This window comes from Cloacibacillus evryensis DSM 19522 (assembly GCF_000585335.1).
GTDB classification, from domain to species: Bacteria; Synergistota; Synergistia; order Synergistales; family Synergistaceae; genus Cloacibacillus; species Cloacibacillus evryensis.
Genome location: NZ_KK073872.1, coordinates 3,089,361 through 3,114,444 on the forward strand (window position 1 = coordinate 3,089,361; position 25,084 = coordinate 3,114,444).

Consider the following 25,084-nt stretch of genomic DNA (forward strand, 5'->3'; position numbering starts at 1 on the left):
AGACAGACGAGGAATTTCCTATTTTACATGCCCAGCAGCGCAAGGCTGATTTTCGGCACATAGACGATGACCAGCAAAGCGACGGTGAAGGCCGCGATAAAGGGGATCGCCGGTTTCGAAACCGCGATCGGCTTGTCTTTTATCAGGCCGCTCGCGACGAAGAGGTCGAGGCCGAAGGGAGGCGTCGAGAGCCCTATCGCGAGGTTCGTCACCATGATGACGCCGAAGTGGACGGGATTCACGCCGACCTGCGTCACAAGCGGCAGGAGTATCGGCGCCATTATCAGTATCGCGGGACCGGTGTCCATGACCATGCCGAGGAAGTAGAAGATGACGACGATCACCAGCAGAACCTGCCATTGCGCCGTGAAATAGGTGAGGATGAAATTGGAGAACATCGCCGGAGCTTTGATGAGGGCCAGCATGCGGCCAAAGGCCGTGGCGAAGGCCAGCAGGAAGCAGAGAGGCGCGTATGTCCTCACCGCGCTGCCAAAGTACCCCCAAAGCTCGTTGTACTTTATCGACTTGTAGACGAAGAGCGCGATGAAGAGCGCGTAGAATATCGAAATACAAGCAGCCTCCGTCGGCGTGACGACACCGGAATAGATTCCTCCGAGGATTATTATCGGTGAGAGAAAAGCCCAGAAACTTTCCCTGAAGAGCGGCCAGAAACCCCTTTCATGGAGCTTGTTGTAGTTAGCCATGATCTTCTCCTTGTCTTCACCGTGGATCGTGCAGTAGACGACAGCATAGACCATGAGACAGATGCCGATGAAGAGCCCGGGCAGGACTCCGGCGAGGAAGAGCGCGCCAGTGGATACGCCCGTCGCCAGCGAGTAGAGAACGAAAGGGATGCTCGGCGGGATTATGACGCCAAGGCCTCCGGAAACAGCCACCATCGCCGCGCAGAAGCGTTTGTCATAACCGAGAGAGATAAGGAGCGGTATCGTCATGCCGCCGACGGCGGCCGTCGTCGCGGGGCCTGAGCCGGAGATCGCGCCGTAGAATAGGCAGGTCATGATGACCGCGATCGGCATGCCGGCCCGCCTTTTGCCGACAAAGTAGGCAAAGACGTTGAAGAGCTTCTCCGAGATGCCGCCTTCCGCCATGAGGACGCCGCCAAGGATGAAGAGCGGGATCGCGATGATCGGCGTCGAGTCCGCGCCGCTGAAGGTGTTCTGAATGAGCGTCTGGATGCTGCTCGCTCCGGGCGCTCCCGCGATCAGCGGCACAAGGGTGCTGACGATCATCGCAATGGCGATCGGTACGCTCATCACAAGGAAGAGCAGAAAGATAAAGAATACTATGCCAGCCATAACTTATATGCCCTCCTTTTTCATCGTTTCCTGCATCTCTTCCATCATCTTGAGATGCTCGCTCTTTCTGCCGCGCATCTCCATCACAAGTTCGACGATGAGCTGGAGCGTGCGCACGATGCTGAGGAAGAAGCCGATGCAGAGCGCGCTGTAGACCAGGTACATCGGTATCCTCAGCGCGGGAGAGACGCGCCCGCTTATCACGAGCGAACGGTAGACTATCAGCGAATAGTAGGCGAAGACCGAATAGATGCCGAGGCTGAGGAACTGGATGCTTATCTCCAGTATCTGCCGGACCCTTTCCGGAAGGAACTCGGCGAGGACGTCAACGCGGAGCATGTTTCTCATGTATATCGTGTAGCTCATGCTGAAGAAGACGGTCCATATCCACATATAGCGGCTCAGTTCCTCCGGCCAGGTGAGCGGCATGTTGAAGAAGTAGCGCATTATGACCTGCAGAAACATCGTGCATGAGATGCCGATCATGAGGAGGATGAGGACGCTCTCCTCAAAATGTTTGTCAAGCCAGCGAATAATTTTCATAGATAGCTGTCACCTCTTGATTTCTTTAAAAGGGAGGCCGCGGAAGAGGTTTTTCCCTTATTTTCCGCGGCCCTTTAAGCTGGTGCGATGGGCTTCCGTGGTTTGCCCGGTAAGGCTACTTTTTCTTCGAATTGGCGCTGAGTTCTTTGACCATCATGTCGACTACCTGATTCCCGGCGATCTTGCGGATGCTGTCCCACTGCGGCTTGACGGAGGCGCGGAACTGACCGAAGGCCTTGTTGTCATATTCGATCAGAGTCATGCCGCGTTTGAGGAGCTCCTTCTTCGATTTATCGGCGAGCTGCGGCATCGAGTTGCCGATCTCCGTCCTCGCCTTTTTCACGGCAAGCTCCAGAGCCTCGCGGTATTCCTTCGGCAGTGAGTCATAGAACTTCTTGTTCATCACTATGTGCATGATATAGAGGTTGTGGTGCGTGGCGCAAAGGTACTTCTGTACCTCGTTGAAATTGTTGGAGAGAACGATGTCATAGGGGTTTTCCTGCGCCTCGACGAGCTTCTGCTGCAGCGAAAGGTAGAGTTCGCCTATCGTAATCGGCGTAGGGGCCGTTCCCATCGCCTTCCAGCCGACGACGAAATTGTTGGAGGGCAGGGTCCTGATCTTCATACCTTTGAAGTCCGCGGGGCCGTTGAGCTTTCTGTTCGACGTCGTCTCGCGGAAGGTCGCCCCCTGCATGTAGCCAAGAAGCTGGAAACCGGCCTTGTTGTATTTCTCCTGGAGGAACTTGTTCATCGGTCCGGCGTTCAGCGTCTTATCGATCGTATTCTTGTCATAGGTGGAGAACATGAAGAGCATGTCGAAGACCGAGACTTCGGGTATGAAGTCCACCATCGAGTAGACCTGCTCCGAGCTGATATTGACGCTGCCGTCCTGGAGCTGCTGCGCCGTCTCCTGCGCGGTGCCGAGCTGTGCCGCCGGCATCACCTCGATCGTCAGCTTGCCGCCGGTCTCGGCTTCCGCGTATTTCTTGATAAGCTCCGCCATCAGGGCGTTCGCCTCGCTCTTGGGCGAGGTGTGCGGATAGAGCAGCGTCATCGGCTTGAGCTTCGCGTATTTCGCGGGATCGGCCGTCGCCGTTGAGAAAGAGGCCAGGACCATCGCCGCCGTCGCCAATATCATTGAAAGATAGAACATTTTTCCGTGCTTCATATTATGTATCCTCCTGTTTTTTGAGATTAATAAAGAAAACGATTCACTGTTAAAGCTAACGGATAAGCCATCCCCCGGTAATAAGAGTCGTCTCGCCCGTTATATACGAGGATTTGTCCGACGCGCAGAAGACGAAGAAATCCGCCACCTCTTCGGGCGTGCCGAAACGTTTCGCGGGAATATCGTTGAGATTGCGTTTGTTGTAATATTCGTTGTTAGCCCCCGACATAGCGGTGGCGATCCTCCCGGGAGCGGCGGCGTTGACCGTGACGTTATATTCCGCAAGCTCGTAGGCCATCGAGCGTGTCAGCGATATTATTCCCGCTTTCGAGGCGGAATAGCAGGCCGCCGCGGGACCGTGTTCGCTGCCGGTAAGCCCTACGATAGAGGACATATTGATTATTTTGCCGTATCTCTGCTCGATCATGTAACGGCTGACGAGCCGCGATACGTAGAACACGGAGTTAAGATTGACCTCCATGACTTCGCGCCATGTGTCGATCTCCAATTCGTAAAATGGGATTTTAAAACCGCCCGGTTTTTTCGGCGAGATCCCCGCAATATTTGCCAGAATATCGATCCTGCCAAGCAGTTCTGCCGATTGTTTTACAGCCGTCTCTACCTCGTCCGGCTTTGAAACGTCGCAGCGGATCGGATATGCCTTCACTCCCAGGGTTTCCGCCTCGGCGGCGACGGCGGCGTTCTTTTCGTCATTGCGGCCGTATATGACGACGTCCGCGCCCTCTTTTGCGTAGGCGAGGGTTATGGCTCTGCCGATTCCAGCGTTTCCGCCGCTTACGATCGCTTTTTTACCTTCAAGAATCATTATTTTTTCACCTCCCGTTTTTTAAACAGATTTTATTCTGTTCCGTGCGCCTTGAAATATTCTTTCGCCGATTCCAGCGTGCGGCGCGCGTGCTCCACGGCTCCGATCCGGCGCACTCTCTCGACATGCGGCATCTCCACGCATAGGAGCACGTCGTCGTCGAGGTTCTTAACTATTCCGGCAATATCTATCGCGCCCTCTCCGGGATAGAGCCGTTCCGCCCTGCCAGTATGGACGAGGCTCTCCTTATCCGCCGGTATCTCTTCGCCGGCGTCACAAATATGGACGGTCCGGAACAGCTTTTTCGGAGTGCTCTTCAGCTCATCCAGCGTCACGCGCGACCGGTAAAAGTGCAGCGTGTCGAGAAGGATGAGGGCGTTGCCCCTCTTCACCGTATCCAAAAGCTCTCTGGCGCTTTGAAGGTCCTTGACCTCCGCCCAGGTGACGAATTCAAGATTTACGCAGATGCCGTACTTAGCGGCAAGGTCGCAAAGTTCAGCGAACTTTTCCGTATAGAACGCCTTGTCGGGCGTCCAGATGTTCGTTATCACATTCTTCACGCCGAGCTTCGCGGCTGCCTCAAGGTGAGGTTCGTACTTCCTGACATCCGCCGTATTCGCGTCGATCTTGGCCAGTTCGATATCGTTGATCTTCATCCCCGTGTCTTTGAGCGCCTGCTCCGTCAATTTGAAGAGCTCGCTGTCGTTGGCAATATCGTGGTTCACCTCCCCGGGAAGCCCCTGGCTGATGGTGCGCAGGCTTACATAATCGTAGCCGATGAGATGCGTATTATAGATCATCTCCGCCGGAGTCCACGGCAGCCACGTCAGGTGGGCTATGGAATACTTTCTCGTCATTTCAGTTCCTCCTTAGAAACGCTTTTTGGCAAATTGTTTCGCTTATGCCGTCGTTACCGCATTGATCTTTGGTTCTAATAGCAATACAAACCTTTCCGCAAAACGGAATTTAAAATCAAACATTGGAATTTGAGTATAAGATAAATGGTGGGCATAGCGTTGTCAAGGCGTCGGACTTTAAAAAATTCTTCCGGCGGTAAAAAAAACAAAACAACTCTTTGTATTTTTTTACGTTCATTGTTTTATAAAAAATACCAATAAACATTGAACTATCTTTATATTGAACGTGAAACGTCCCATATAAAGACATCGGGCCGCGGAAATTCTGCCTCTTCCGCGGCCCGATGCGTTCTTTCAGCCTGTTCTTTCTATATTTCGTTATGGTAAGTCTCAACGATTTGCCGGCAATGCCTGTTGATGCACTCAAGAGCCTTTTCCAGGTCGGCCCGCCAGAAAGCCTCTATCAATATACGGTGCTCCTCCATAATATCATCCGGAGAGCGGCGTTTCCGCACGGACTGCACTACGAGCCGCGTCATATCGTCACATATCATGCCCCAGAGAGGGCACAGCTTCGTAACACCGAGGAATTCAATGATAGAGGTGTGGAACTGCATATCTTTTTTCATAAATTCGACGGGATTGTCTTTCACCTTTTCCATCTCGTCCGCGATGGACACAAGCTGGCCGGCGAGCACCTGCGGGCGCTTGGTGGTGATTATCTTTCTCACGATGAACGGCTCGATCATCTCGCGCAGCAGGAAGAGCTGATACTCGTCGTCGGAATTGACCTCGGAGACGACGATCCCCCTATGCTCGCGCCACAACACCCAGCCCTCCTGCGAAAGGCGTTTCAGCGCGTCGCGTATCGGGGTGCGGCTGACCCCCATTTCGGCGGCAAGCGCCCTGTCCATCAGCTGATTGCCGGGAGCCAGCTCGCCGTCGATTATCTTCTTTTTTATCGCTTCGTAGACGTAATTGGAAAGACTCTCCGATTTCTTCTTAGAAGCATCCGTACCATCCTGCTTGTACAAAGGATTCGCCCCCTGTGTTTTTGTTTTGAGCCAAAGACACTTTCCTTTAAAGCCGGCCTTTTTTACTTAAACAGCGTGTTGTATTAAATATTATACAACACGGCCAGCCCTTCACGCGGATTTAAACGAATTTACCTTCGTTATCAGCCAGAAGGCCCAGCCCTGCAGGAGGACGATCAGGAAAAAGCCGGAGAGGAAGCCGAGATTGGTGTAGCCGCCGGCCGGGGCTTTGAAGAGGTCGAGGCATACCCCCGTGCCCCACTGAAAGATTATCACCATGAGATAGAGAAACATGTTTATAACGCCGATAGTGCCGCCGTTCTGGCTCAGCGGCACCAGGCTGCGCACCGCGCTGCCCATGAAGACATAGCCGCAGCCGTTGAAGAAGCCGATCAGGAATCCCGCCGCCCCGAAGAGCGCTGCGGAGCCGGAAAAGAGAGACAGCAAAAGCCACAGCAGCCAGCTCGCCTGAGTCAGCAGGCAGACGGTGAAGAAACTCCGTTTCTCATTGCGGCAGCACCTGACGAGCCAGCCGCCGAAGGCAGGGCCGGCCACCATGCCGAAACTTATCCAGGTCGCGCAGAGGTAGGCCGTGCCGAGCGGCATTCCAGCGGCGGTCTGGAGCCAGGCGACCGCCCACAGCCCCTGCAGCGCGGCGGCGGCCGCCGCCGATACGCCCCAGGTGTACATCACGACGCGCAGGGGGAATTTTTTCCAGATATTTTTAGAGACGGTCCACAGCTCACTGAATACGGCGGCTGGGTCCACCGAGCCGTCGGCCGGCCTTGTCAGCGGGTCGTCCTTTCTGAAACAGAGCAGCGCCGCGCCGAGCGCCAGCGCAAAGAGGCCGAGCACGCAAAAAACGCCGCGCGAACCGATCAGCTTCATGGCGAAGCCAAGCGGCGCGACGGCGATTATCGTCCCGGAATGGCCGACGACCATCGAGAGGCCGACGTATCCTCCGTAGTCTTTCTGCGGAAAACTCACGGCGCAGTATGTGAGTATCCCCGTGAAGGCGCTTGAAAGGCCAAGGCCGCAGAGGGCGCGCCCCAGCCCGATGGCGGCGGCGGTGCCGGAAAACATCATTATGAAGGAGCCGCAGGCGGCGACAAGCAGCGCCGTACCGCAGCAGCGAAACGCCCCGCGCCTGTCGATAAGCACTCCCCAGAGGCCGAAACTCAAACCGTAAGTGTAGAAGAAGAGGCTTGAGAGGAAGCCGATGGTGGAGGCTGAGAGCCCCAGAGATTCACCGAGCGGAGGAAGCACCACCACCCCGGATATCCGCATCAGGTTGCTCAGCATGAAGCCAAGCAGCAGTATGACAAAAAAGAGACGCTTCATCCGCGCGGCCTCAGGCGCCCTCTATTCGGCGCCGTTGTTCTTCAAATATTCCTTCGCCGTCTCAAGGCAGCGGCGGGCATGTTCCGTGTAGCCGTACTTTTCAACGCGCGCGAGGTGCGGCAGTTCGATGGAGAGCACCGTGTCGGGACGCAGCGCCTTCACCATATCGGCGATGTTGATCGCGCCCTCGCCGACATAATAGCGGGCGTCGCGTCCCGTGTAGATGAGCGCCTCCTTATCGTCGCGCGCGGGGATCTCCGCCGGGCCGTCGCAGATATGGGCCATGTCGAAGAGCTCCTTCGGGCAGGCGGCGAGTTCTTCGACGGAGACCTTCGAGCGCCAGGTGTGGAGCGTGTCCACCATCAGGCGCGCGTTCGGGCGCTTCACCGTATTGAGAAGCTCAAGCGCGCCGCCGAGGTTCCATACACCGGCCCAGGTTACGAATTCAAGGTTCACCGTCAGCCCGTACTGCGCCGCGAGGTCGCAGAGCGCGGCGAATTGCGCCGTGTAATATTCCTTGTCGTCGGTCCAGACGCTGCTGATCACGCCCTTCGCGCCAAGCGAGGCTCCAGATTCAAAGGCCGCCTCGTAGCTCTTGACGTCGACGCCGGCGACGACGCGCGCGAGCTCTATGTCATGTATCGCGATCCCGGTCTCGCCGAGCGCCTCTTTGAGCGCCTTATAGCGCTCGCCCCCGAGAGGGATGCTGAAATCCCTTTCGCCCTTGACCCCCATATTGATGTTGCGGATGCTGATGTAATCATATCCGATGAGCGCGGCGTTATAGGCCATCTCCACGGGAGACCAGCCGAGGACGGTGAGATGAGCGAGAGAATACTTATGTGCCATGATTTTTCCTCCTACAATATTTAAATTTCGCATAACGGAAAATATTACCATTTATCAGGAACAGCTACACAATAATAATTCTTCAGCCTTTTGTCAAGCCATTTTCTGATTTCAAAGAGAAATATTGTTTTCCGGTATACGGAATTAAATACTACTTGACAGAATATAATTAGAGGAGTAAAGTTGGGGCATCAGATGAAATCAACGTAAGGGCAATAAATATATATTTCTATTCTGAAGATAGGAGTGTTATAAAAATGTCAATGAACTGGCCGGAAAAGGTAATATTCTGCGAGGTGGGGCCGCGCGACGGGCTGCAAAACGAAAAAACGATGCTCTCCGTAGATCAGAAGGTCGCGCTAATCGAGGGCACTGCCGGCGCCGGCGTACCGATCATCGAGGTCGGCTCCTTCGTCCACCCGAAGGCCGTGCCGCAGATGGCAGACACCGACGAAGTGGCGCGGAGGATACGTCATCTTCCGGGAGTCGAATACCGCTGCCTCGTCGCGAATAAAAAGGGCGTGGAGCGCGCGCTCGCCGCGGGCATCACAAAGGTAAAGCTCACCCTCTCGGCCAGCGAATCCCACGCGCGGGCAAACCTCAAAAAATCGATCGCCGAGCTGCTCGACGGCTTCAAAGAATGCGTCGCTTTCGCGCACGAAAACGGCGCGGAGGTATCGGGCGCGATCTCCACGGCCTTCGGCTGCCCATTCGAGGGGAAAATATCCCCGCTGAAGCTCGTCGAGATCACGGAAAAATTTCAGGAGCTTGGCATCACGGAGCTTTCAATGTCGGACACCACCGGCATGGCCAACCCGCGCCAGGTCTACGACACCGCGTCGTTCATGCGCGGGAAGTTCCCCGAGGTACGCTGGTTCCTTCATTTCCACAACACGCGCGGCATGGCGCTCGCCAATATGGTTGCGGGGCTCAATGCCGGGATCGTCCGTTACGACGCCTCGCTCGCGGGCCTCGGCGGCTGTCCCTTCGCCCCCGGAGCCTCCGGCAACGTCGCCTCGGAAGATATGCTCCACATGCTCTCCGAAATGGGCATCAAGACCGGCATCGACCTCGATAAGATGATCGCCCTTGCCAGGCAGCTTCAGCAGTGGGTCGGCCACTGCACTGACAGCTCCGTGCTGCGCGCCGGCAAAAACTCCGATCTCATCAGCCTCTCGGCGACGAAAAAGCAGTAACGTCTCCGCAAAAAAGCCAACCACGAGGAAATAGAAGCATATTTCCGTTTTCAAAAAACCCCTCCCCTATAAAAAGAGCCGCCCCCGTGCCGGGAGCGGCTCTTTTTATTTAAAACGTCCGGCTTACAGCGTGTCGAGAGGGTAGTGGTCCTTGTCGCCGCCGGTCGGCTGTCCCGCCGCGCCGTCTACCGTGACTTTCTCGGTGCAGTTTGTCACCGTTGAATTGTTGTAGACATAACCGGCTATCGTGCCGACGATAGCTCCGCCGCTGATGCTGCCTTTGGCGTCGCAGCCCTCCACCTCAAAGGCTGTCGGCTCGGGGCAAAATTCTTCGTATTTGGCAAGGTAGAAACCGCCGCCGACGATCATGCCGATGCGCTTCGAGCCTGCCGTCACCGCGACGGTCACGTTATCCGTCTTACAGCCGCTGATCTGGGTCTTCGCTCCCGAAGTGGTGCCCGCATAACCGACCAGGCCGCTTATCAGCGCCGACGTGGGAGACTCCACGACGACCTTGACGTCCTTCGCGCTGCAGCCCTTCACGTATTTGCTGCTCATCGCGCAGCCCGCAAGCGCGCCAATGCCGGCTGTGGCGTTGCCCTTGGCCGTCACCGAGCCGCCTGTGGCGTGACAGTCGACGAAGTTGCAAACTTCACCGCCGCCGACGATAAGGCCCGCGCCCTGTCCCATTCCCTGCGCGATGTCGCCTTCCATTACGACGTTGGCCTGCGCGTAACAGTCTTTCAGCAGCACTGGCCCCGCGACTCCGCCGGCGATACCGCCGACCATCGCGGCGGCGTTCATCTTATTGCTGCCCGTGAGAGTGACTTTCTCGATGCGGACGTCGGCGCTTTCCGGCGCGTGGGCATAGCCGACGACGCCGGCGACGCACATAAGCCCGTTGACCTTCGCGTCTTCAACGGTGAGATTCTTCACCGCCGCGCCGTCGCCCGTCATGCAGCCGAAGAGCCCCGTGCCCATTGCCTGCGGCGCGTTGACGGTAATGCCGGAGACGGTATGGTCATCGCCGTCAAAGACGCCTGTGAACGCGGCTTCCGGCTGCGGGTCCTCTTCCGTGCCCTCGACCGGCTTAAAGCTGCCGATCGGCTGCCAGTTCCTGTATCCAGCGCCCGAAAGGTTGACGTCGTTCATCAGGACATAATGGCCGCCCAGGTTGTTGCGGACACAGTTAAGCTGATCCGCCGTCTTTATCTGCCACGGCTCGGCCTCGGTGCCGCGGCCGCCCGCGGTAAATTCAAACGAGGCGAGCGGAGTGTTCTTGTCGTCGCCGCCGATGATCTGCTGCCCCGCCGCGCCGTTTACCGTGACGTTCGCGGTGCAGTCTTTCACCGTTGAATTGTTGTAGACATAGCCGGCCACCGTGCCGACTACGCGGCCGCCCTCGATGCTGCCGTCCGCTTTGCAGTCCGTGACGTTAAAGGCGTTGGGCACGGGGAAATATGCGACGTAAAGCGGGCAGTAGAAACCGCCGCCTACGATCATGCCTATGCGGCTCGCGCCGTCCGAGACACGGATCGTCACATTTTTCGTCGTGCAGCCGCTGATCTCGGTCGGCGTTACGTCGGGAGCTCCGGCGTGGCCGAGGAGGCCGCCGATCATACTGGAGGTGGCGTCGTTTACGGTAACGGTGACGTCGCTGACAGAGCAGTTTTTCACATAGCCGCTCTCCTGCGCGCAGCCCGCGAACCCGCCGATGCTCATAGTCGCGCGGCCGTTCGCCGTCACGGAACCGCCGACGGCATGGCTGTCTTCAATGTTGCAGCCTTCGCCGCCGCCGACCACGATGCCGACGCCCTGACCCGTTCCCCGCATGCCGTCGCCGTTCAGCACGACGTCCGCCCGCGCGGTGCAGCCCTTCACCAGTACCGGTCCGCCGACCGCGCCGGCGAGGCCGCCGGTGAGCGATGTGCCGGAGACTTTGTTGTCCCCCGAAAGCACGACGGATTCGATGCGGACATCGGCGCTTTCCGGCGCGTGGGCATAGCCGACCACCGCGCCCGTTCCGGCGCCGCCGTTTATTTCCGCGTTCACGACGGTGAGGTTTTTAATGATGGCTCCGTCCCCCGTCATGCATCCGAAGAGCCCAGTGCCCATACCCGGCTGCGCGGAGGCGACTTTCACATTGGATATGCTGTGGCCGCCGCCGTCGAATGTGCCGGTAAATGCCGCCTCGGGCGCCGGCGTTTCATCGTCTTCTTCGGAGATAGCCTTAAAGTTTCCGATGGGCTGCCAGTCCTCATATCCAGACAGGTCCAGGTCCTTTGTCAGCGCAAAATGTCCGCCCAGATGGCTGCGGACGGCCTCAAGCTGTTTCGCCGTCTCGATCCGCCACGGATTTTCCGCCGTACCGGCGCCGCCGGCAAATTCCGACGAACCGGACGAACCGCCGCCGCAGCCCCCCGAAACGAATACTGCCATAGCCAGCATCAGAAGCATAGAAAGCAGACAAAAATTCTTACGGTTCTTCACCGTGTATCCCTCCTTCACAAATTTTAAGTTAGCTATAACTAACCAAACGCCGCCTATTCTATAAAGGAATTTATGAAATGGCAACGCCTGAACAGTCCGGCATCTATCCGTTCGGACATTTTTTCCGGTATTCCATCGGAGAGACCCCGTAAAATTTATGAAAGGCAGAGGTAAACTTGTTCGGATTTTCGTACCCTATTTTTGCGGCGATATCGGCGACCGTGAAACCTTCCTCCTTCAGCAGATCCCGCGCCGCCTGCAGGCGGCAGGCGCGCAGAAAAGCATAAGGCGACGTGCCGCAGACCTCTCTGAAGGCCCTCTTCATCACCGTTTGTGATATCCCAAAGCGCCTGGACAACTCGGCTATCGTGTGGTGCATACCGATATTTCCGGCGATGAAGTCTCTGACGCCGATCATCAGCCGTTCATGCCGCCGGTCCGTGTATTTCACCGCGGCGGGCCGTCCGCGCTCCTCAAGGTCGCTCAGGAAAAGCAGCAGTTCGACGACCTTCACCTTCATATAGCCCTCTTTCCTTTCTTCCCTGACGGAATAGAGGCCGGAAAAAATATGCTCAACGGACGCCTCGCCCCGCATGATAAAACCGCGGCCCCCGCCGCGTGCCAGCGCTTCGATTTTTTCCAGATCGACGAACAGCAGCTTCAGGTCGCGCTTCAAATCCGCGGGCAGCGCGCCCGGCTCTATAATGACGGATATCCCGCAATAGCGCTTGGAGGGGAAAGAGAAAACCGTCCCGTGTGCCGGCGGCGGACAGACAAGCAGATCCCCCGGCCCCAGGCAGCAGCGGCTCCGGTTTTCAAAACAACGCTCACACCGCCCCGACAGGCAATGGCTTATCTCGATCGCCGCCCCGCGTGCGCGGCCGCGCGGAGCGACGCAGCCTCCCATGCTGATGTCGTTATAGGCCAGCTCACAGCCGGGGAAGACACGGTACAAGAAGATATCGCCCTCGCCGCTCCCGTTCCCGAGGTGCAGGGCCGAGCGGTCTCCCGCATCCGCCATGCCCGGAGGCGGATCTCCGCGGGCGGCGATACTCTGAAATGCGGCCCCGGGATTAAATGGAGGCCGCTCCGGCTTATTAGTCCCCTCTGCCGACATTACCGCAGACAGTCTGTATATACCTTCCATGACGCACCTCCTTATTATATAGTTAACTATATCTAACTACAAATAATTATATTACACTTCCTCATGTCTGCCAAATAGAGACGCGCATAATAAAGACGCCACGGCTTTGTTTTCCCGCGGCAAATACCGGTGATTTTGCCTTTTCCTTACAAAAACCTCTGTCTGTGAGTTATCATGATAAAATAGTTTCAGGATATTCTATACGTTCGGGAGGAATAGATATGACGGAACCCTTTTCATTTAAATACCAGCTCAGCACGATGGCAAAGGAGAGGCTCGACCCCTCGGAGATAGGCGTCATGATAAAGCTCAGCATCGAGCATAAAGCCATTTCGCTCACAGCCGGCGAACCGTCGGCGGATATATATCCCATCGACGATCTCAAAAAGGCCTTCGCCCCGATCTTTGACGATCCGTCGCTGCTCGCCTACGCGAAAGAGGACTTCGGCCTGATGGAGCTGCGCGAGTGGATAACCCGCCGCATGAGGGCCGACGGCATGGCCCCCGACTGGGTGACGAGCAGGAACATCCTGCTGACCAACGGCGCTGGCGAGGCGATCGAGCTGGTCGCGGAGACGCTGATCGACCCAGGCTGCACGGTGCTCGTCGAAGCGCCGACCTTTACGGAGACGCTGCTCACCTTCCGCAAACAGGGCGCGAACTGTGTCGGCGTGCCCTCCGACGACGACGGCATCATCCCAGAAGAGTTTGAACGGCTGCTTAAATCGCGCAGCGTGCGTTTCCTCTATACGATACCTAACTTCCAAAACCCCAGCGGCCGCACCTCGCCGCTTGAGCGCCGCAAAGAGATCCTCGCCATCGCCGCGAAGTACGACGTCCCGATCTTCGAGGACGACCCCTACCACTACCTGAGCTACGACGAAGAGGCTCCCGCGACATACCTGGGCCTCGCCGGCGACGACCGGCGCGTGCTGCACAGCAACAGCTTCTCCAAACTGGTCGCGCCGGGGATGCGCTGCGGCTGGCTCGTCGTGCCGGACGCGATCATCCCGCACCTCAACGCCTTCCGCATCAGCGCCGGCCTCACGCGTCCCGCGATCCTGCAGCTCGGGCTCTTCAACTACCTGAATAACGCGGACTTCGGCGAGCGCGTCGGCTTCCTGCGCGACACCTACCGCGTGCGCCGCGACGGCATGGTAAAGGCGATAGAGAAGCACCTCAAACCGCTGGGGATAAAGACGAACTACCCCAAGGGCGGCTTCTTCCTCTGGGGAGAGGCGCGGGGCGTCGACGACATGACAGCCTTCGCGCGCTTCGCGGTGGAAAAGAAGAAGGTCGGCATCATCCCGGGGAGCGCCTTCTACACGATCGACGAAGCGAAAAACGGACACGACGCCTTCCGCATCTCCTTCGCAAAGGTCGACCCCGAAACGGCGGAAGAGGGGATCAAACGGCTCGCCGAGGCTTTCAGGGAGTACAAATAATTATTATCGTCATCGATATATCCTAAGAAATACTCCATGGGGTACAGCAAGCGCGTACCCCTTTTTATTGTATTAACGTTTTGAAATAAAAGCAAAAAGCCAGCTTTACCGCAGAAATTAGTCGTTTGTAGATATTTTATTGTTACTTTCGTTATGAAAGTGTATAATATCACAATATTAAGTGACATCAATTCGTTAGGAGCTAGCATGTAATGCCGATAAAAACTACCGCTCAAGACGCTGCTTTAGAGCAAATAATGGAGCTGATACAGCGTAAAGAAATTTTTCCCGGCGCCAGGCTGTTTGAGACAGACCTCGAAAAGTCGCTGGGCATGAGCAGAACTCCGATAAGAGGGGCTTTGGACCAGCTGGTAGTGGACGGAATCCTTGAAAAAAAACAGAATCAAAGGGGATATTTTTTCCCTAAACTAACACTTTCCGATCTATATGAGGCATACATATTCAGAGAGCGCCTTGAAGTGACCTCGGTCAGCCTTGCCTGCCTCAACTGGAATCATCAGGCTGGTAAAAAAATATATGATGCGATCAGGACAGAAAACGAAAAAAATGAGACCCAAATATGTGACACATATAAAGACCTCAGTGACGGTTTTCACGTAACCTTGGCCGCTTCTTCCGGCAACGAATACCTCGTGAGGGCGCTTAAACAAGTCTATTTACGTATATGTATGTATGAACTATTCTATGGTATCAGTCTCTATCGCGTGGATAGAGATCAGGACCGCCACAAAGATTCAAACGATCAAATGATCCTTCAGCACGAGGATATCGTCGTAAGTATTGCACAACGTGATATGGCGGCGGCAGTAAAAAAGATGGTGCGCCATCTTAGGCACGCTCCCGCGGCAAGCGAACATGTCATGTCTTTTTTTAAATGGAAAGAATATGAAAAAATATTCCCTAACTGAGATAACATAAAATTATATTAAAAAATAGAAGCGAAAAGCCTTGACGTGATCTTTAAGGTTTTTCGCTTTTGTTATAATCGGCTTAAACAATGAGTCCTATTACCGTCCATACCTTCCTAAATATAAATCTATATATTTAATTTTATAAAAAATATATTCTAATTCTATAACACTTCAAAACCTATTGACACATTTCCAGAGACGGCTATAATTGAATCCAATAAACGTATACGTTTTTCGTACTCAATTAAATTTACCCATGATATATTGCTTCACCATTTAATGCAGAGGAAGTGGTGTTATGGATATCGCTGTATTCGGAGCTGGCAACGGTGCTCACGCGCTTGCCGGAGACCTTGCCTTACATGGGCATAACGTCCGGCTGTGGGAAAATCCGTCGTTCAGCGACAATATAAAACATTTGGAACGCAGCGGCGGCAAGTTGACGCTTACCGGAGCAGCATCAGGCGAGGCCAAACTTTCGCTGGTAACGACAGAGGCCGCCGCCGCGCTTGACGGAGCGGAAGCGGTATTTGTCCTGATGCCTTCATACGGGCAGGAATCAGCCTTCGATTACATGGCGCCTCACCTCAAAGATGGGCAGGCCGTGCTTGTAATGCCCGGTAATTTTGGCGCGATCTCTCTCTATCTAAGAATGAAGGCGCGTGGCCTGGAAAACCAGATACTTATCGGCGAAAGCGACACGATCCCATATGCCGCACGTCTGGACAAGAACAAAAGCTGCAACATCTTCGGAGTAAAGGGCAGCGTCTGGGCTTCCGCAGTCCCGGCGAGCGCGACGGACAGGCTTTTACAGAAAATTGAGGGGATATTGCCGGTCAAGCTCCTTCCCCTCCCCAGCGCGCTCGCTGTCGCGCTCGCCAACACCAATATGATCATCCACTGCCCCACCATGATCATGAACGCCGGCCGCATCGAGACCGGAGAACGTTTTCGTTTCTACAACGACGGGATGAGTGCGTCAGTGTGTTCCGTGATGGAAAAAATGGACGAGGAACGCTTAGCTGTCGGTAAAGCTTGGGGGTATAATCTTGTAACCGAGTTTGAAGACGCTTTGGCAAATTACGACCTGGATTCAACCCAGTACCGCAACCTTCACGAAATATTCAGCCTGCACCCTGTATATAGCAAGATGGGAGCCGATTCCCCGCAGTCCGTAACACACAGGTATATTACGGAGGATGTCCCGTATCTCCTGGTACCGCTCTCGGAGATGGGTAAGATGGTCAAAGTTCCAACGCCGACCATTGATGCGATAATACATCTCGCCAGCATCATAAACAAAACTAACTATCCGGCCTATGGCCGGGGCTTAAAAGCAATGGGATTCAAAAATATAGCTTTTGAAAATATCAAAGATATTGTACACGGATAAAAAATAAACGGAGGTGGCAAAAGCATATGTCAGAGATAAAAAAACGGAAAAACCTTAGTACGGCTGCACTTTTATTGATAGTAATAGTAATTTGCGCGGCACTTACGTATGTAATACCGGCAGGGCAGTTTGACCGTGTCAAAGATGCAGCTTCCGGCAGAACTGTCGTAGCCGCTGGAACATTTAAGTACATTGAGAACAGCCCTGTAGGTTTGAAAACGCTGCTGTCATCAGTCTTTGAGGGAATACTTAAGGCTTCCGAGATAATTTCGTTCGTACTTTGCATAGGCGGCGCAATGGCTCTGGTGGTCAAATCCGGCGCAATCAACGCGGCGCTGGCAAGCGTGATTGTAAAGTATAAGGATAAAACCTATTTCCTAATCCCGGTAATAATGGTCGCTTTTGCACTGGCAGGCGCAACTTTCGGCATGGCGGAAGAAACTCTGCCGTTTTTGGCGGTCCTCATCGCGGCAGCAACGGCAATGGGATATGACAGGCTTGTTGGGGTATGCTTCGTTACAATAGGAGTTTATGCCGGTTATTCGGCAGGGCCGTTAAATCCATTTTCCATAGGTATCGCCCATAAGATCGCTGAATTGCAGATGTTTTCAGGGATGGGTCTTCGTACGATCTTGTGCCTAGGCGGTACCATTATCGCGGTACATCATACAATGAGATATGCGGCAAAGGTAAAAAAGACGCCGTCGGCAAGCCTTGTTGCCGATATCCCATTCAATGTTTCAAACATCAAAATAGACCTTGATTACAAGGGACTGACACGCTCTGATAGATTGATACTACTCGCGCTTTTCGCGGCCCTTGGCGGACTCATTTTTGGTGTACTCAAGTACGAATGGTACCTGCAGGAGATAAGCGCCCTTTTCATGGCTCTTGCTATTTTCGTTGGTGTCGTAATGTATAAAACAGACATAAATAAATTCGCGGAGGAGTTTATAGACGGGGCGAAAGAGCTTGCTCCAGCGGCAATGCTTGTGGGGCTTTCAAGAGCGGTGCTCGTCATTATGGAACAGGGAATGATCATGGATACGATTATATATGCGCTGTCACTGCCATTGATACACCTGCATAGCGTCGTAGCGGCATGGGGAATGTTCTTCGCTCAGGGCGTCATCAACTTCTTTATCCCTTCGTCAAGCGGACAGGCTGTCGTTGTCATGCCCATTATGGCACCGCTCGCGGATCTTGTGGGGGTATCGCGCCAAATAGCGTGTCAAGCCTATCAGGCGGGCGATGGGTATTGGAATATGATCACGCCAACTCATCCAGTCCTTATGGCATCCCTTGGCATCGCGGGGATCCCGTTTGCGCGGTGGTTCAAATTTGCGTTGCCGCTGGTAATCAAATGGACGATATGGACAATGGTTGTGCTCGCCATAGGCGTATATGTCTGGTAAGCGACACGAGAACTGATTTTTAAGCAACATAAATACACAATACAACAGGAGGAAATATACTATGCCTTGCAAATTGATCAACGCCGATACCGTACAGGAACTGCTCACCATGAAGGATACCGTCGACGCATGCGAGATCGCTTTTCGCGATTGGGGAAACAACGAGGTCATATGTCCGACGAAGGTGACTTTGGAATTGGGAGAGGATGCCGAGTGGCCTCCCTATAAAAACGGGCTCAATGGAATGCCGGCGTATATACACAGCATGAAGAGCGCGGGGATAAAGTGCGTCGGCGGTTCCTTGAACAATCCATCGTGGGGCCTTCCTTACATAATCGCGCTGATATCGCTTTTCGATCCCGAGACCGGAGTATTTCGCTGCGTGATGGACGGAGAGCAGATCACAAATTACCGCACGGGCGCGCAGGCTGCCGTCGCAGCCAAATACATGACGGACAAGAAGAAGATACGCCTGGGAATTTTCGGAACCGGCGCTCAGGGACGTACGCAGCTGATGGCGTTTGCTGAAGTTTTTGAGATAGAGGAAGCCATAGTGTACGACATCAGCAACGAAGCGGTGCAAAAATATATCGCCGAGATGGCGCCGAAAACGAATATAAAAATCACCGCGGCGGACTCGCCCGAAAAAGTATTCGCGGGGACGGATATCATCGTCTCGGTGACGCACGCCAGGAACAAGTTTATCAAAAATGACTGGTTCAAGGCCGGACAAATCATCTTCCCGATGGGGTCGTTTACTGAATGCGAAGACGAACTGCTGCTCTCCGCAAACAGGGTTTTCGTCGATTCGATAGGACAGACCCTTCACAGAGGCGCGCTGAAAAATATCGTCGATACCGGCAAATTTAACAGAGAAATGATAACCGCCACGATCGGCGAACTGGTGGCAGGCAAGGTCGACGGGCACATCAAAGAGGGCGAAAAAATCGTCTGCGTACCCATCGGCACCGGCGCGATGGACGTAGCAGTAGCGACAAAGGTCTACGAAAAAGCGAAAGCTCTCGGACTCGGAAGTTCCTTTGTATTTAATGATGACACCGAGGTTGAGCCCAAGCGCTAAATATCCACTGTCCGAACGGTGGCCGGGAATGCGAAGAAACACTTCCGGCCACCATTCAAAGGCTTATAACAATAACAGACCGCTAACAAAATCTCTCTGTAGGAATATGGCAAAAAATGGAACTTTCCATTTAGGAGGAAATCGGATGACCCGCAAAGTGGTAAATTGCGATAAAGTACCGCCGGCGATCGGATCTTACAGTCAGGGCGTATGGGCCGGGAATTTATTATTTTTGACCGGCGTGTGCGGCGCGGATGCCGGAAGCGGTGAAATTCTCGGCCACGGCGATATCCGCGTTGAGACAAAAGCGGCCATGGAAACGGCAAAAGCTATGCTTGCGTCGGAAGGGCTTACTTTCGATAACGTCGTGAACGCACGAATTTATATCACAAGCTTTGACGACTTTAAAAAAATAGACGAAGTATATAGAAGTTACTTTACAGCGCCCTACCCTGCAAGGGCGACCGTTGAAACGGCGAAACTTGCCGACGGCGCGCATGTGGAGATAGTTTTTGTCGCGTATAAGGAATAATATAAACCTGCCGCGCCGCGGCTTACGCTTGAGGTTTCGCCTCCGCCTCACAGTTAACGGAGGCTGAAGGCAAAACCTCAAGTCGCTAAATCTGCCTTTAAAATATCCTGTCGCCGTCCGCGACCTTTTCAGTCAACCGGAGCAGGACCACGCCCTGCGCCGATTCGGAGCCGAGGATGCGGACTTCGCTCTTTACCGAGCCGATGCGCATCGGTTCAAGGTTGACGCAGCAGACGACCTGCTTGCCGACCAGTTCCTCCGGCGTATAGAGCGCGGTGATCTGTGCGGACGAAGTCTTTACGCCAAGCTCGCCGCCGAAGTTTATTTTCAGCTTATAGGCGGGAGTTCTGGCCTTTTTGTTGATCTCAGCCTCGATGACCGTGCCAACGCGCATCTCTACTTTGTCGAAATCTTCCACCGTGATCATCATTATCTTCCCCCAAAGCTAAAATTCAGAGAGATCCATCTTCCCAACCGCCAAGGTGAGAAACTGCGTACCGGCGCGGAGCGCAGCCGCGTCTGATCAAAAAGGCGCTCTTGACTGCCGGCTTTATGCGCTTCGGCAGTTGAAGTATACAATAAAGCCGGCCCCTTTTCCATGAATGCCCCGACGTACCGGCCATGCCTGACGGCTGCGGCGACAGGGCAAAAATGCCTGATGCTCGGCGGCATAACAAAAGAAAAGACGGGAACGACATATGCCGCTCCCATCTTTTTTGCAACAGTACGCTCTTAAATTGATGCCGGCGCGCGGAGGCGCTATATTCCTAAATTCGGCATCAGGCCGTTTTTCACCGCCAGCAGCGTAAGCACGGAAATTATCAGCCAGAGCAGGACCGCCATGACGAGCGGTTTCGCGCCGATCTTTTTCAGCGCGGGGCGGCTCAGTCCGCCGCCTATGAGGAAGAGCGTTCCCGTCATCAGGTGTTTCCCCGCGAGCGCGCCGTAATTGCAGAGCGTTTCGAGTGAGGGGAAGAGCATGCGTATGGCGGCAGCGGCCAGGAACCCCACAAGGAACCATTGAAAGGCGGCTTTGCTTTGTGTACGGTTCAGCTTGGCTCCGGCGATCGAAAGGGGAAGTATCCAGAGCGCACGCGTCAATTTTACCGTCGCGGCGATCGCGAGCGCCTGCGCGCCGTAGATCGAGGCCGCGCCGACGACGCTGCTGGTATCGTGTATGGCAAGCGCCGACCAGAAGCCGAATTGCTGCTGCGAAAGCCCCAGTAAATGTCCGAGCGGCGGGAATATAAGCAGCGCGATGCCGTTCAGAAGAAAGACGACGGCCATCGCCACTCCGGTAGCAGTCTGATTCGCGCCGATGGCCGGCGACATCGCGGCGATGGCGCTCCCTCCGCAGATCGCGGTACCGGAGCTTATGAGCGTGCAAAGGTCGCGTTCTACTTTGAACGCGCGCCCGAGGAACGCCCCGATGGCAAGCACGGCGCTGATCGATATCATCGTGACCCATATCGAAGTCAGCCCCACTCGCAGCACGACGTCCAGCTGCATGCCAAAGCCGAGCAGTATTACCGCGAGCTGCAGCAGCTTTTTTGAGACGGCCCCCGTCTCTTTCATGACGGGATTGCCGACCGTCAGGGCGATGAACGCGCCAGCCGCGAGGCCGATGGCGGGGTTGGGCGTAAGAACGGAGAGCGCCAGCGCCGCGCAGAACCATACATATTTGTTGCCGTTTATTCTTTCCAAAATATCTTTCATAGCTATACCGTCCTCCCCTTTCTTATGCCCGCAAAACCCCGCCGTGGCCGATGTTTTCTAACGATAGAAAAGCTTTGTGCCGATATTGTTGGCAACGGCCTTCTTGTAATATAACCGGCCGAGCGCGATGTCGTTTATCGAAAGTCCGCGGTGCCAGAAGAGGATGCGCTCGTCGTCATTCTCGCGTCCCGTCTTTTTGCCGGCCACGATCTCGCTCAGTTCGGCGTAAAGCGTCTTTTCCGTCAGCTTGCCGGCCCTCACATGCGGGCTCAAGCTGCCGAGTTTTCCGCCCTCTTTGCACTGTCCCCAGTCATCGACGACGATCTTGTCCATAACGTCGGTCAGTGTGATCTCGTTTGCGCATATCGTTCCGTAGGGGACGACGAAGTCTCCGGGCTTGACCCATTCTGTTTTGAGAAGCGGGGCCGGCTCGATCAGGCGCGTGGCTTCGATCATTATGTCGGCGCCTTTCAGGCATTCCTCGCTGTCTTTGGCGATCACTATTTTTTTGTGCAGACGGGCTTCGAGAGCCTGCGCAAAGGCCTCCATCGACTCGCGTCTTCTGCTGTTTATCCGGATCTCTTCAAAATCATAGAGATGGTCCAGCAGCACCACATTCCAGAAGGCCGTTCCGCGGCAGCCGAGGTGCCCGAGCACGCGGTTCGATTTTTTCGCGAGATACTTGGCGCCCACCGCCGTAAGCGCGCCGGTGCGGATCGAGGTTATCGCCGTGGCGTCCATGATCGCGTACGGAGCTCCGTTCTCGGGGTCGTAGAGGCTGAGCAGCGACATCTCGGAGGGCAGGTCTTTCTTGTAGTTGTAGACATAGTCGCCTACCACCTTGACGCCCGCGACATGCTCCGGCTCGATGTAGCCGCGCAGTACGTTGAAGTGTCCGTTATATTCGGGATTGGGATGGATGTGGACGCGCGGCTCTACCATCGCCTGCCCCGTCCCCTGAGCCCGCAGGCTCTCTTCGACGGCCTCCAATATTTCGTCATTGGTGATGCCGAGCTGGTCTATGTCTTTTGCGTTTAGATATAGTATGTCCATAATAATACCCCTTTCATTTCATTGGCACAGATCGCTGTGCCGCATTCAGGTTTTTTGTAAACCTTCTGTTCTACCCCACAACCACAGGGTTGCTGGCGGCAGCTTCTTCCTGCGCAATCTTTTCCATTTCCTCGGGAGAGAGCTTGGCGATACTGAAGCCGGTAAAGCCGAATATCATTGATATGATCGGGCTGATCATGCTGAAGAAGCAATATGGGATGTACATCATAGGATCGACCCCAAACGTGCCGGAAAGGAATGCCGCGTCGGTGGAATAGGGAACCAGCGGAGCGGCCACCGTGCCCGCGTCCTCGCAGCAGCGCGACAGGTTCTTGGGCGCCAGGCCGCGTTGGCGATATATATCCTTATACATCCTGCCGGGCAGCGCGATGGCGCACTTCTGCACACCGGAGGCGAAATTGATGAACAGCGAGGTAAGGAGCGTGGAGAAGATCAATTTTCCGTCTGTATCGGCAAATTTTATGATACGCTCAATGACCACGTTCACAACTCCGATGCGCTCGATCACGCCGTTGAAGGAGAGGGCCAGCAGCCCCAGCGCCGTCGTGCCCAACATGGAATTGATACCGCCTCCGCTCAGAAGCTTATCCACCTCGGCGACGCCTGTATTCACCGTCACGCCCAGATGCGAAGCGCGGATGATATCCGCCATGCCCGCGCCCTGGAAGAGCGCCGCGCAGACGGCTCCAAGGATAGCGCCCACCATCAGCCCGGGCAGAGCGGGCACCTTTCTAATCACCAACATGATGACGACGGCAGGGGGGAGGAACATCAACAAGGAGACTTTGAACGATCCTGATATCGCGTTGCGCAGGATGCTGATTTTATCGTAATCCAGCTCAGTTCCGGCAAATTTAAGTCCTAGCACGCCATATATAGCCATCGCGATCAGTATGCTGGGAATAGTCGTATACATCATGTGTCTTACATGGTCAAACAGAGTAGCTCCCGAGACCGCCGGCGCAAGATTGGTCGTATCGGAGAGCGGGGAAAGCTTATCGCCGAAGTAGGAACCGGAGATAAGCGCGCCCACTATCAGGCCGTCGGGGATGCCCAAACCCCGGCCGACGCCGAGTAAAGCCACACCGACCGTTCCCAGCGTCCCCCATGAGCTTCCGGTGAACAAGGAGACCACGCCGCAGATAGCGCAGGCCGTGACCAGAAAAATCTTCGGCGAGAGCAGCTCAAGTCCGTAATAGATCATCGTGGGCACAACTCCGCCCAGCGTCCATGTGCCGATGATGATACCGACTACCAGCAGCATGAGGATAGACGCCATCGCCGACGCGATAGAGTCGATAATGCCCGCCTCGATTTCCGCCCACGAAAATCCTTTCAGCATACCGATCGTGGAAGCGACCACGATGGAGGCCACCAGCGGGATATGCGGTTTCCCTCCGAATAGGAGTATCGTGCTCAGCATGGATACGATAAGGAAAGCAAATACTATAAAAGCATCTGCTAAAGTGATCTTTCGGGATTTTTTATCTTTCACTTCATGCACCTCTTTCTCCTGCCATCTTTTACAGTTCACACCACATCCAAAGCCGCGACATTTTCTGATGAGCGGCCCCACCTTGTTTTTTTACCGGGTTTTACGACAAAAAGACGCGCTCGACCCGGTTGCTGATTATGCTGCTCAAGAAAACTATCGATTCTCCGCAGAATTTGCGCCAGTCATAGACCGTGAGCTCGTCGTCCCCGTCTTTGCCGAGCAGAGTGACTTCATTGTTGAGAGCGACGTTCGTGACTCCGTCTATTTCCAGCCAGGTCTGATCCATGGATGTGGCGAGGAAGCGGCACCTCTTGCCGTTGACTAAGGCGAACCCTCCGCCCATGAGCATCGGGCGGTAATAACCGTCGCCGAAGCCCACGGATATGGTCGCCACCCGAATCGGCTCTTTAGCGATAAAGTACCGGTTATAGCCAATGGACTCTCCGGGCTGCAAGGTCCTGAGCTGCGTAACGAAACAGCGCCAGGTCACTGCCGGTTCGACGCCAAGAGCGTTTTTAGGCTTTTCATTGTTGTCGTAACCAAAGAGCAGGTTCCCGGGACGGACGGCGGTGCCGTATGCCTCTGAAAACCATACGGCGGCGCAGCCGTTGCAGGCGTGTATGTAATCCAGCTCCACGCCGCAGGCCTTTATTTCCCCGATTGCCTGTTTGAAAAGCTCGAATTGTCCTAAAGTAAGGCTGTGATCCTCGATATGGCTCGCCGCAAAGTGAGTAAAGGCGCCGCGCACTTTGATATGCGTCTTTGTTTTTATATATCTGACAAAGTTTGTGAGTTCTTCCCCTGGCTTAACGCCGATACGATTCAATCCCGTATTGATTTTTATCTGGATCTCGGCGATTTTTCCCTGTTTCTCCGCTTCACGGTCCAGCAGGTCGACGTATTCGCGCTCAAAGGCGGTGGTTTGTATTGAATAGGCTACAGCGGCGGGTATATTGTTGAAGGGAGCCCCGCCGAGCACCAGCAATTCGCAGCTGATCCCCGCTTCGCGGAGCTCCGCGGCTTCGCGCACATGCGCGACGCCAATCATTTTAGAACCCAATGTACCGGCATAAAACTTAGCCAACCCAACTCCGCCGAGCCCGTAGGCGTTTCCCTTTAATATGGGGATAACCTCAACGCCTGATCCTACGCACGCGCGAATCTTCTCAAAATTACTTTTTAATTTGTTAAGATCCACCGCCATGTATGAGTTATATACATCAGGGCTCATTGT

22 protein-coding genes are annotated in these 25,084 nt (G+C 54.8%); 7 read left to right on the forward strand and 15 right to left on the reverse strand.

Features of this window, described 5'->3' with window-relative positions; all coding sequences use genetic code 11:
* Positions 1-23: 23 nt before the first annotated feature.
* From CLOEV_RS13830 to CLOEV_RS13865, 8 genes are all read right to left on the reverse strand, one after another.
* Entirely contained in the window at positions 24-1,316 is a 1,293-nt protein-coding gene (locus CLOEV_RS13830) for a TRAP transporter large permease (RefSeq protein ID WP_034444446.1), read from the reverse strand.
* Between the two features lie 3 nt (positions 1,317-1,319).
* Positions 1,320-1,859, reverse strand: a complete 540-nt coding sequence (locus tag CLOEV_RS13835) for a TRAP transporter small permease (RefSeq protein ID WP_051485121.1) — start codon at positions 1,857-1,859, stop codon at positions 1,320-1,322.
* A gap of 115 nt (positions 1,860-1,974) precedes the next feature.
* Complete coding sequence (locus CLOEV_RS13840; RefSeq protein ID WP_034444448.1) at positions 1,975-3,027, reverse strand: TRAP transporter substrate-binding protein; 1,053 nt, start codon at positions 3,025-3,027, stop codon at positions 1,975-1,977.
* Positions 3,028-3,082: 55 nt separating this feature from the next.
* Positions 3,083-3,853 (reverse strand): SDR family NAD(P)-dependent oxidoreductase, encoded by a 771-nt coding sequence (locus tag CLOEV_RS13845; RefSeq protein WP_051485122.1) that lies wholly within the window; start codon positions 3,851-3,853, stop codon positions 3,083-3,085.
* A gap of 32 nt (positions 3,854-3,885) precedes the next feature.
* On the reverse strand, positions 3,886-4,710 hold the full coding sequence (locus CLOEV_RS13850) for a sugar phosphate isomerase/epimerase family protein (protein WP_034444451.1): 825 nt from the start codon (positions 4,708-4,710) through the stop codon (positions 3,886-3,888).
* Positions 4,711-5,078: 368 nt separating this feature from the next.
* A complete protein-coding gene (locus CLOEV_RS13855; RefSeq protein WP_034444453.1) occupies positions 5,079-5,744 on the reverse strand; it encodes a GntR family transcriptional regulator in 666 nt (221 codons plus the stop codon).
* Positions 5,745-5,855: 111 nt separating this feature from the next.
* The gene (locus CLOEV_RS13860; protein ID WP_034444457.1) at positions 5,856-7,085 is read right to left on the reverse strand and encodes an MFS transporter; all 1,230 of its coding nucleotides are present in this window, start codon (positions 7,083-7,085) and stop codon (positions 5,856-5,858) included.
* A 21-nt stretch (positions 7,086-7,106) separates the two neighbouring features.
* Entirely contained in the window at positions 7,107-7,934 is an 828-nt protein-coding gene (locus tag CLOEV_RS13865; RefSeq protein ID WP_034444460.1) for a sugar phosphate isomerase/epimerase family protein, read from the reverse strand.
* A gap of 257 nt (positions 7,935-8,191) precedes the next feature.
* Here CLOEV_RS13865 and CLOEV_RS13870 point away from each other — a divergent pair, with 257 nt between their 5' ends.
* On the forward strand, positions 8,192-9,130 hold the full coding sequence (locus CLOEV_RS13870) for a hydroxymethylglutaryl-CoA lyase (protein ID WP_084482438.1): 939 nt from the start codon (positions 8,192-8,194) through the stop codon (positions 9,128-9,130).
* 123 nt (positions 9,131-9,253) lie between these two features.
* Here CLOEV_RS13870 and CLOEV_RS13875 read toward each other — a convergent pair whose 3' ends face one another.
* On the reverse strand, positions 9,254-11,620 hold the full coding sequence (locus tag CLOEV_RS13875) for a hypothetical protein (RefSeq protein ID WP_051485123.1): 2,367 nt from the start codon (positions 11,618-11,620) through the stop codon (positions 9,254-9,256).
* Positions 11,621-11,723: 103 nt separating this feature from the next.
* On the reverse strand, positions 11,724-12,641 hold the full coding sequence (locus tag CLOEV_RS13880; protein WP_169732230.1) for a helix-turn-helix domain-containing protein: 918 nt from the start codon (positions 12,639-12,641) through the stop codon (positions 11,724-11,726).
* A 347-nt stretch (positions 12,642-12,988) separates the two neighbouring features.
* Between CLOEV_RS13880 and CLOEV_RS13885 the strand changes: the two genes are divergently transcribed.
* From CLOEV_RS13885 to CLOEV_RS13910, 6 genes are all read left to right on the forward strand, one after another.
* Complete coding sequence (locus tag CLOEV_RS13885) at positions 12,989-14,212, forward strand: aminotransferase-like domain-containing protein (RefSeq protein ID WP_051485125.1); 1,224 nt, start codon at positions 12,989-12,991, stop codon at positions 14,210-14,212.
* Between the two features lie 212 nt (positions 14,213-14,424).
* A complete protein-coding gene (locus CLOEV_RS13890) occupies positions 14,425-15,141 on the forward strand; it encodes a GntR family transcriptional regulator (RefSeq protein WP_034444463.1) in 717 nt (238 codons plus the stop codon).
* Positions 15,142-15,442: 301 nt separating this feature from the next.
* Entirely contained in the window at positions 15,443-16,537 is a 1,095-nt protein-coding gene (locus CLOEV_RS13895; protein ID WP_034444465.1) for an NAD/NADP-dependent octopine/nopaline dehydrogenase family protein, read from the forward strand.
* Between the two features lie 26 nt (positions 16,538-16,563).
* A complete protein-coding gene (locus CLOEV_RS13900; protein WP_034444467.1) occupies positions 16,564-17,952 on the forward strand; it encodes a YfcC family protein in 1,389 nt (462 codons plus the stop codon).
* 61 nt (positions 17,953-18,013) lie between these two features.
* Complete coding sequence (locus CLOEV_RS13905) at positions 18,014-19,033, forward strand: ornithine cyclodeaminase family protein (protein WP_034444470.1); 1,020 nt, start codon at positions 18,014-18,016, stop codon at positions 19,031-19,033.
* Between the two features lie 145 nt (positions 19,034-19,178).
* A complete protein-coding gene (locus CLOEV_RS13910) occupies positions 19,179-19,565 on the forward strand; it encodes a RidA family protein (protein WP_034444472.1) in 387 nt (128 codons plus the stop codon).
* Positions 19,566-19,662: 97 nt separating this feature from the next.
* Here CLOEV_RS13910 and CLOEV_RS13915 read toward each other — a convergent pair whose 3' ends face one another.
* The 5 genes from CLOEV_RS13915 to alr form a co-directional block, all read right to left on the reverse strand.
* Complete coding sequence (locus CLOEV_RS13915) at positions 19,663-19,995, reverse strand: tRNA-binding protein (RefSeq protein ID WP_008709470.1); 333 nt, start codon at positions 19,993-19,995, stop codon at positions 19,663-19,665.
* 329 nt (positions 19,996-20,324) lie between these two features.
* Positions 20,325-21,281, reverse strand: a complete 957-nt coding sequence (locus CLOEV_RS13920; RefSeq protein ID WP_034444474.1) for a YeiH family protein — start codon at positions 21,279-21,281, stop codon at positions 20,325-20,327.
* 57 nt (positions 21,282-21,338) lie between these two features.
* On the reverse strand, positions 21,339-22,334 hold the full coding sequence (locus CLOEV_RS13925) for an ornithine cyclodeaminase family protein (RefSeq protein WP_008709468.1): 996 nt from the start codon (positions 22,332-22,334) through the stop codon (positions 21,339-21,341).
* A 70-nt stretch (positions 22,335-22,404) separates the two neighbouring features.
* Entirely contained in the window at positions 22,405-23,850 is a 1,446-nt protein-coding gene (gene nhaC / locus CLOEV_RS13930) for a Na+/H+ antiporter NhaC (protein ID WP_034444476.1), read from the reverse strand.
* Positions 23,851-23,950: 100 nt separating this feature from the next.
* Positions 23,951-25,081 carry an alanine racemase gene (gene alr, locus CLOEV_RS13935; RefSeq protein ID WP_034444480.1) on the reverse strand — a complete coding sequence of 377 codons (1,131 nt, stop codon included), beginning with the start codon at positions 25,079-25,081 and terminating at the stop codon, positions 23,951-23,953.
* Positions 25,082-25,084 lie beyond the last annotated feature (3 nt).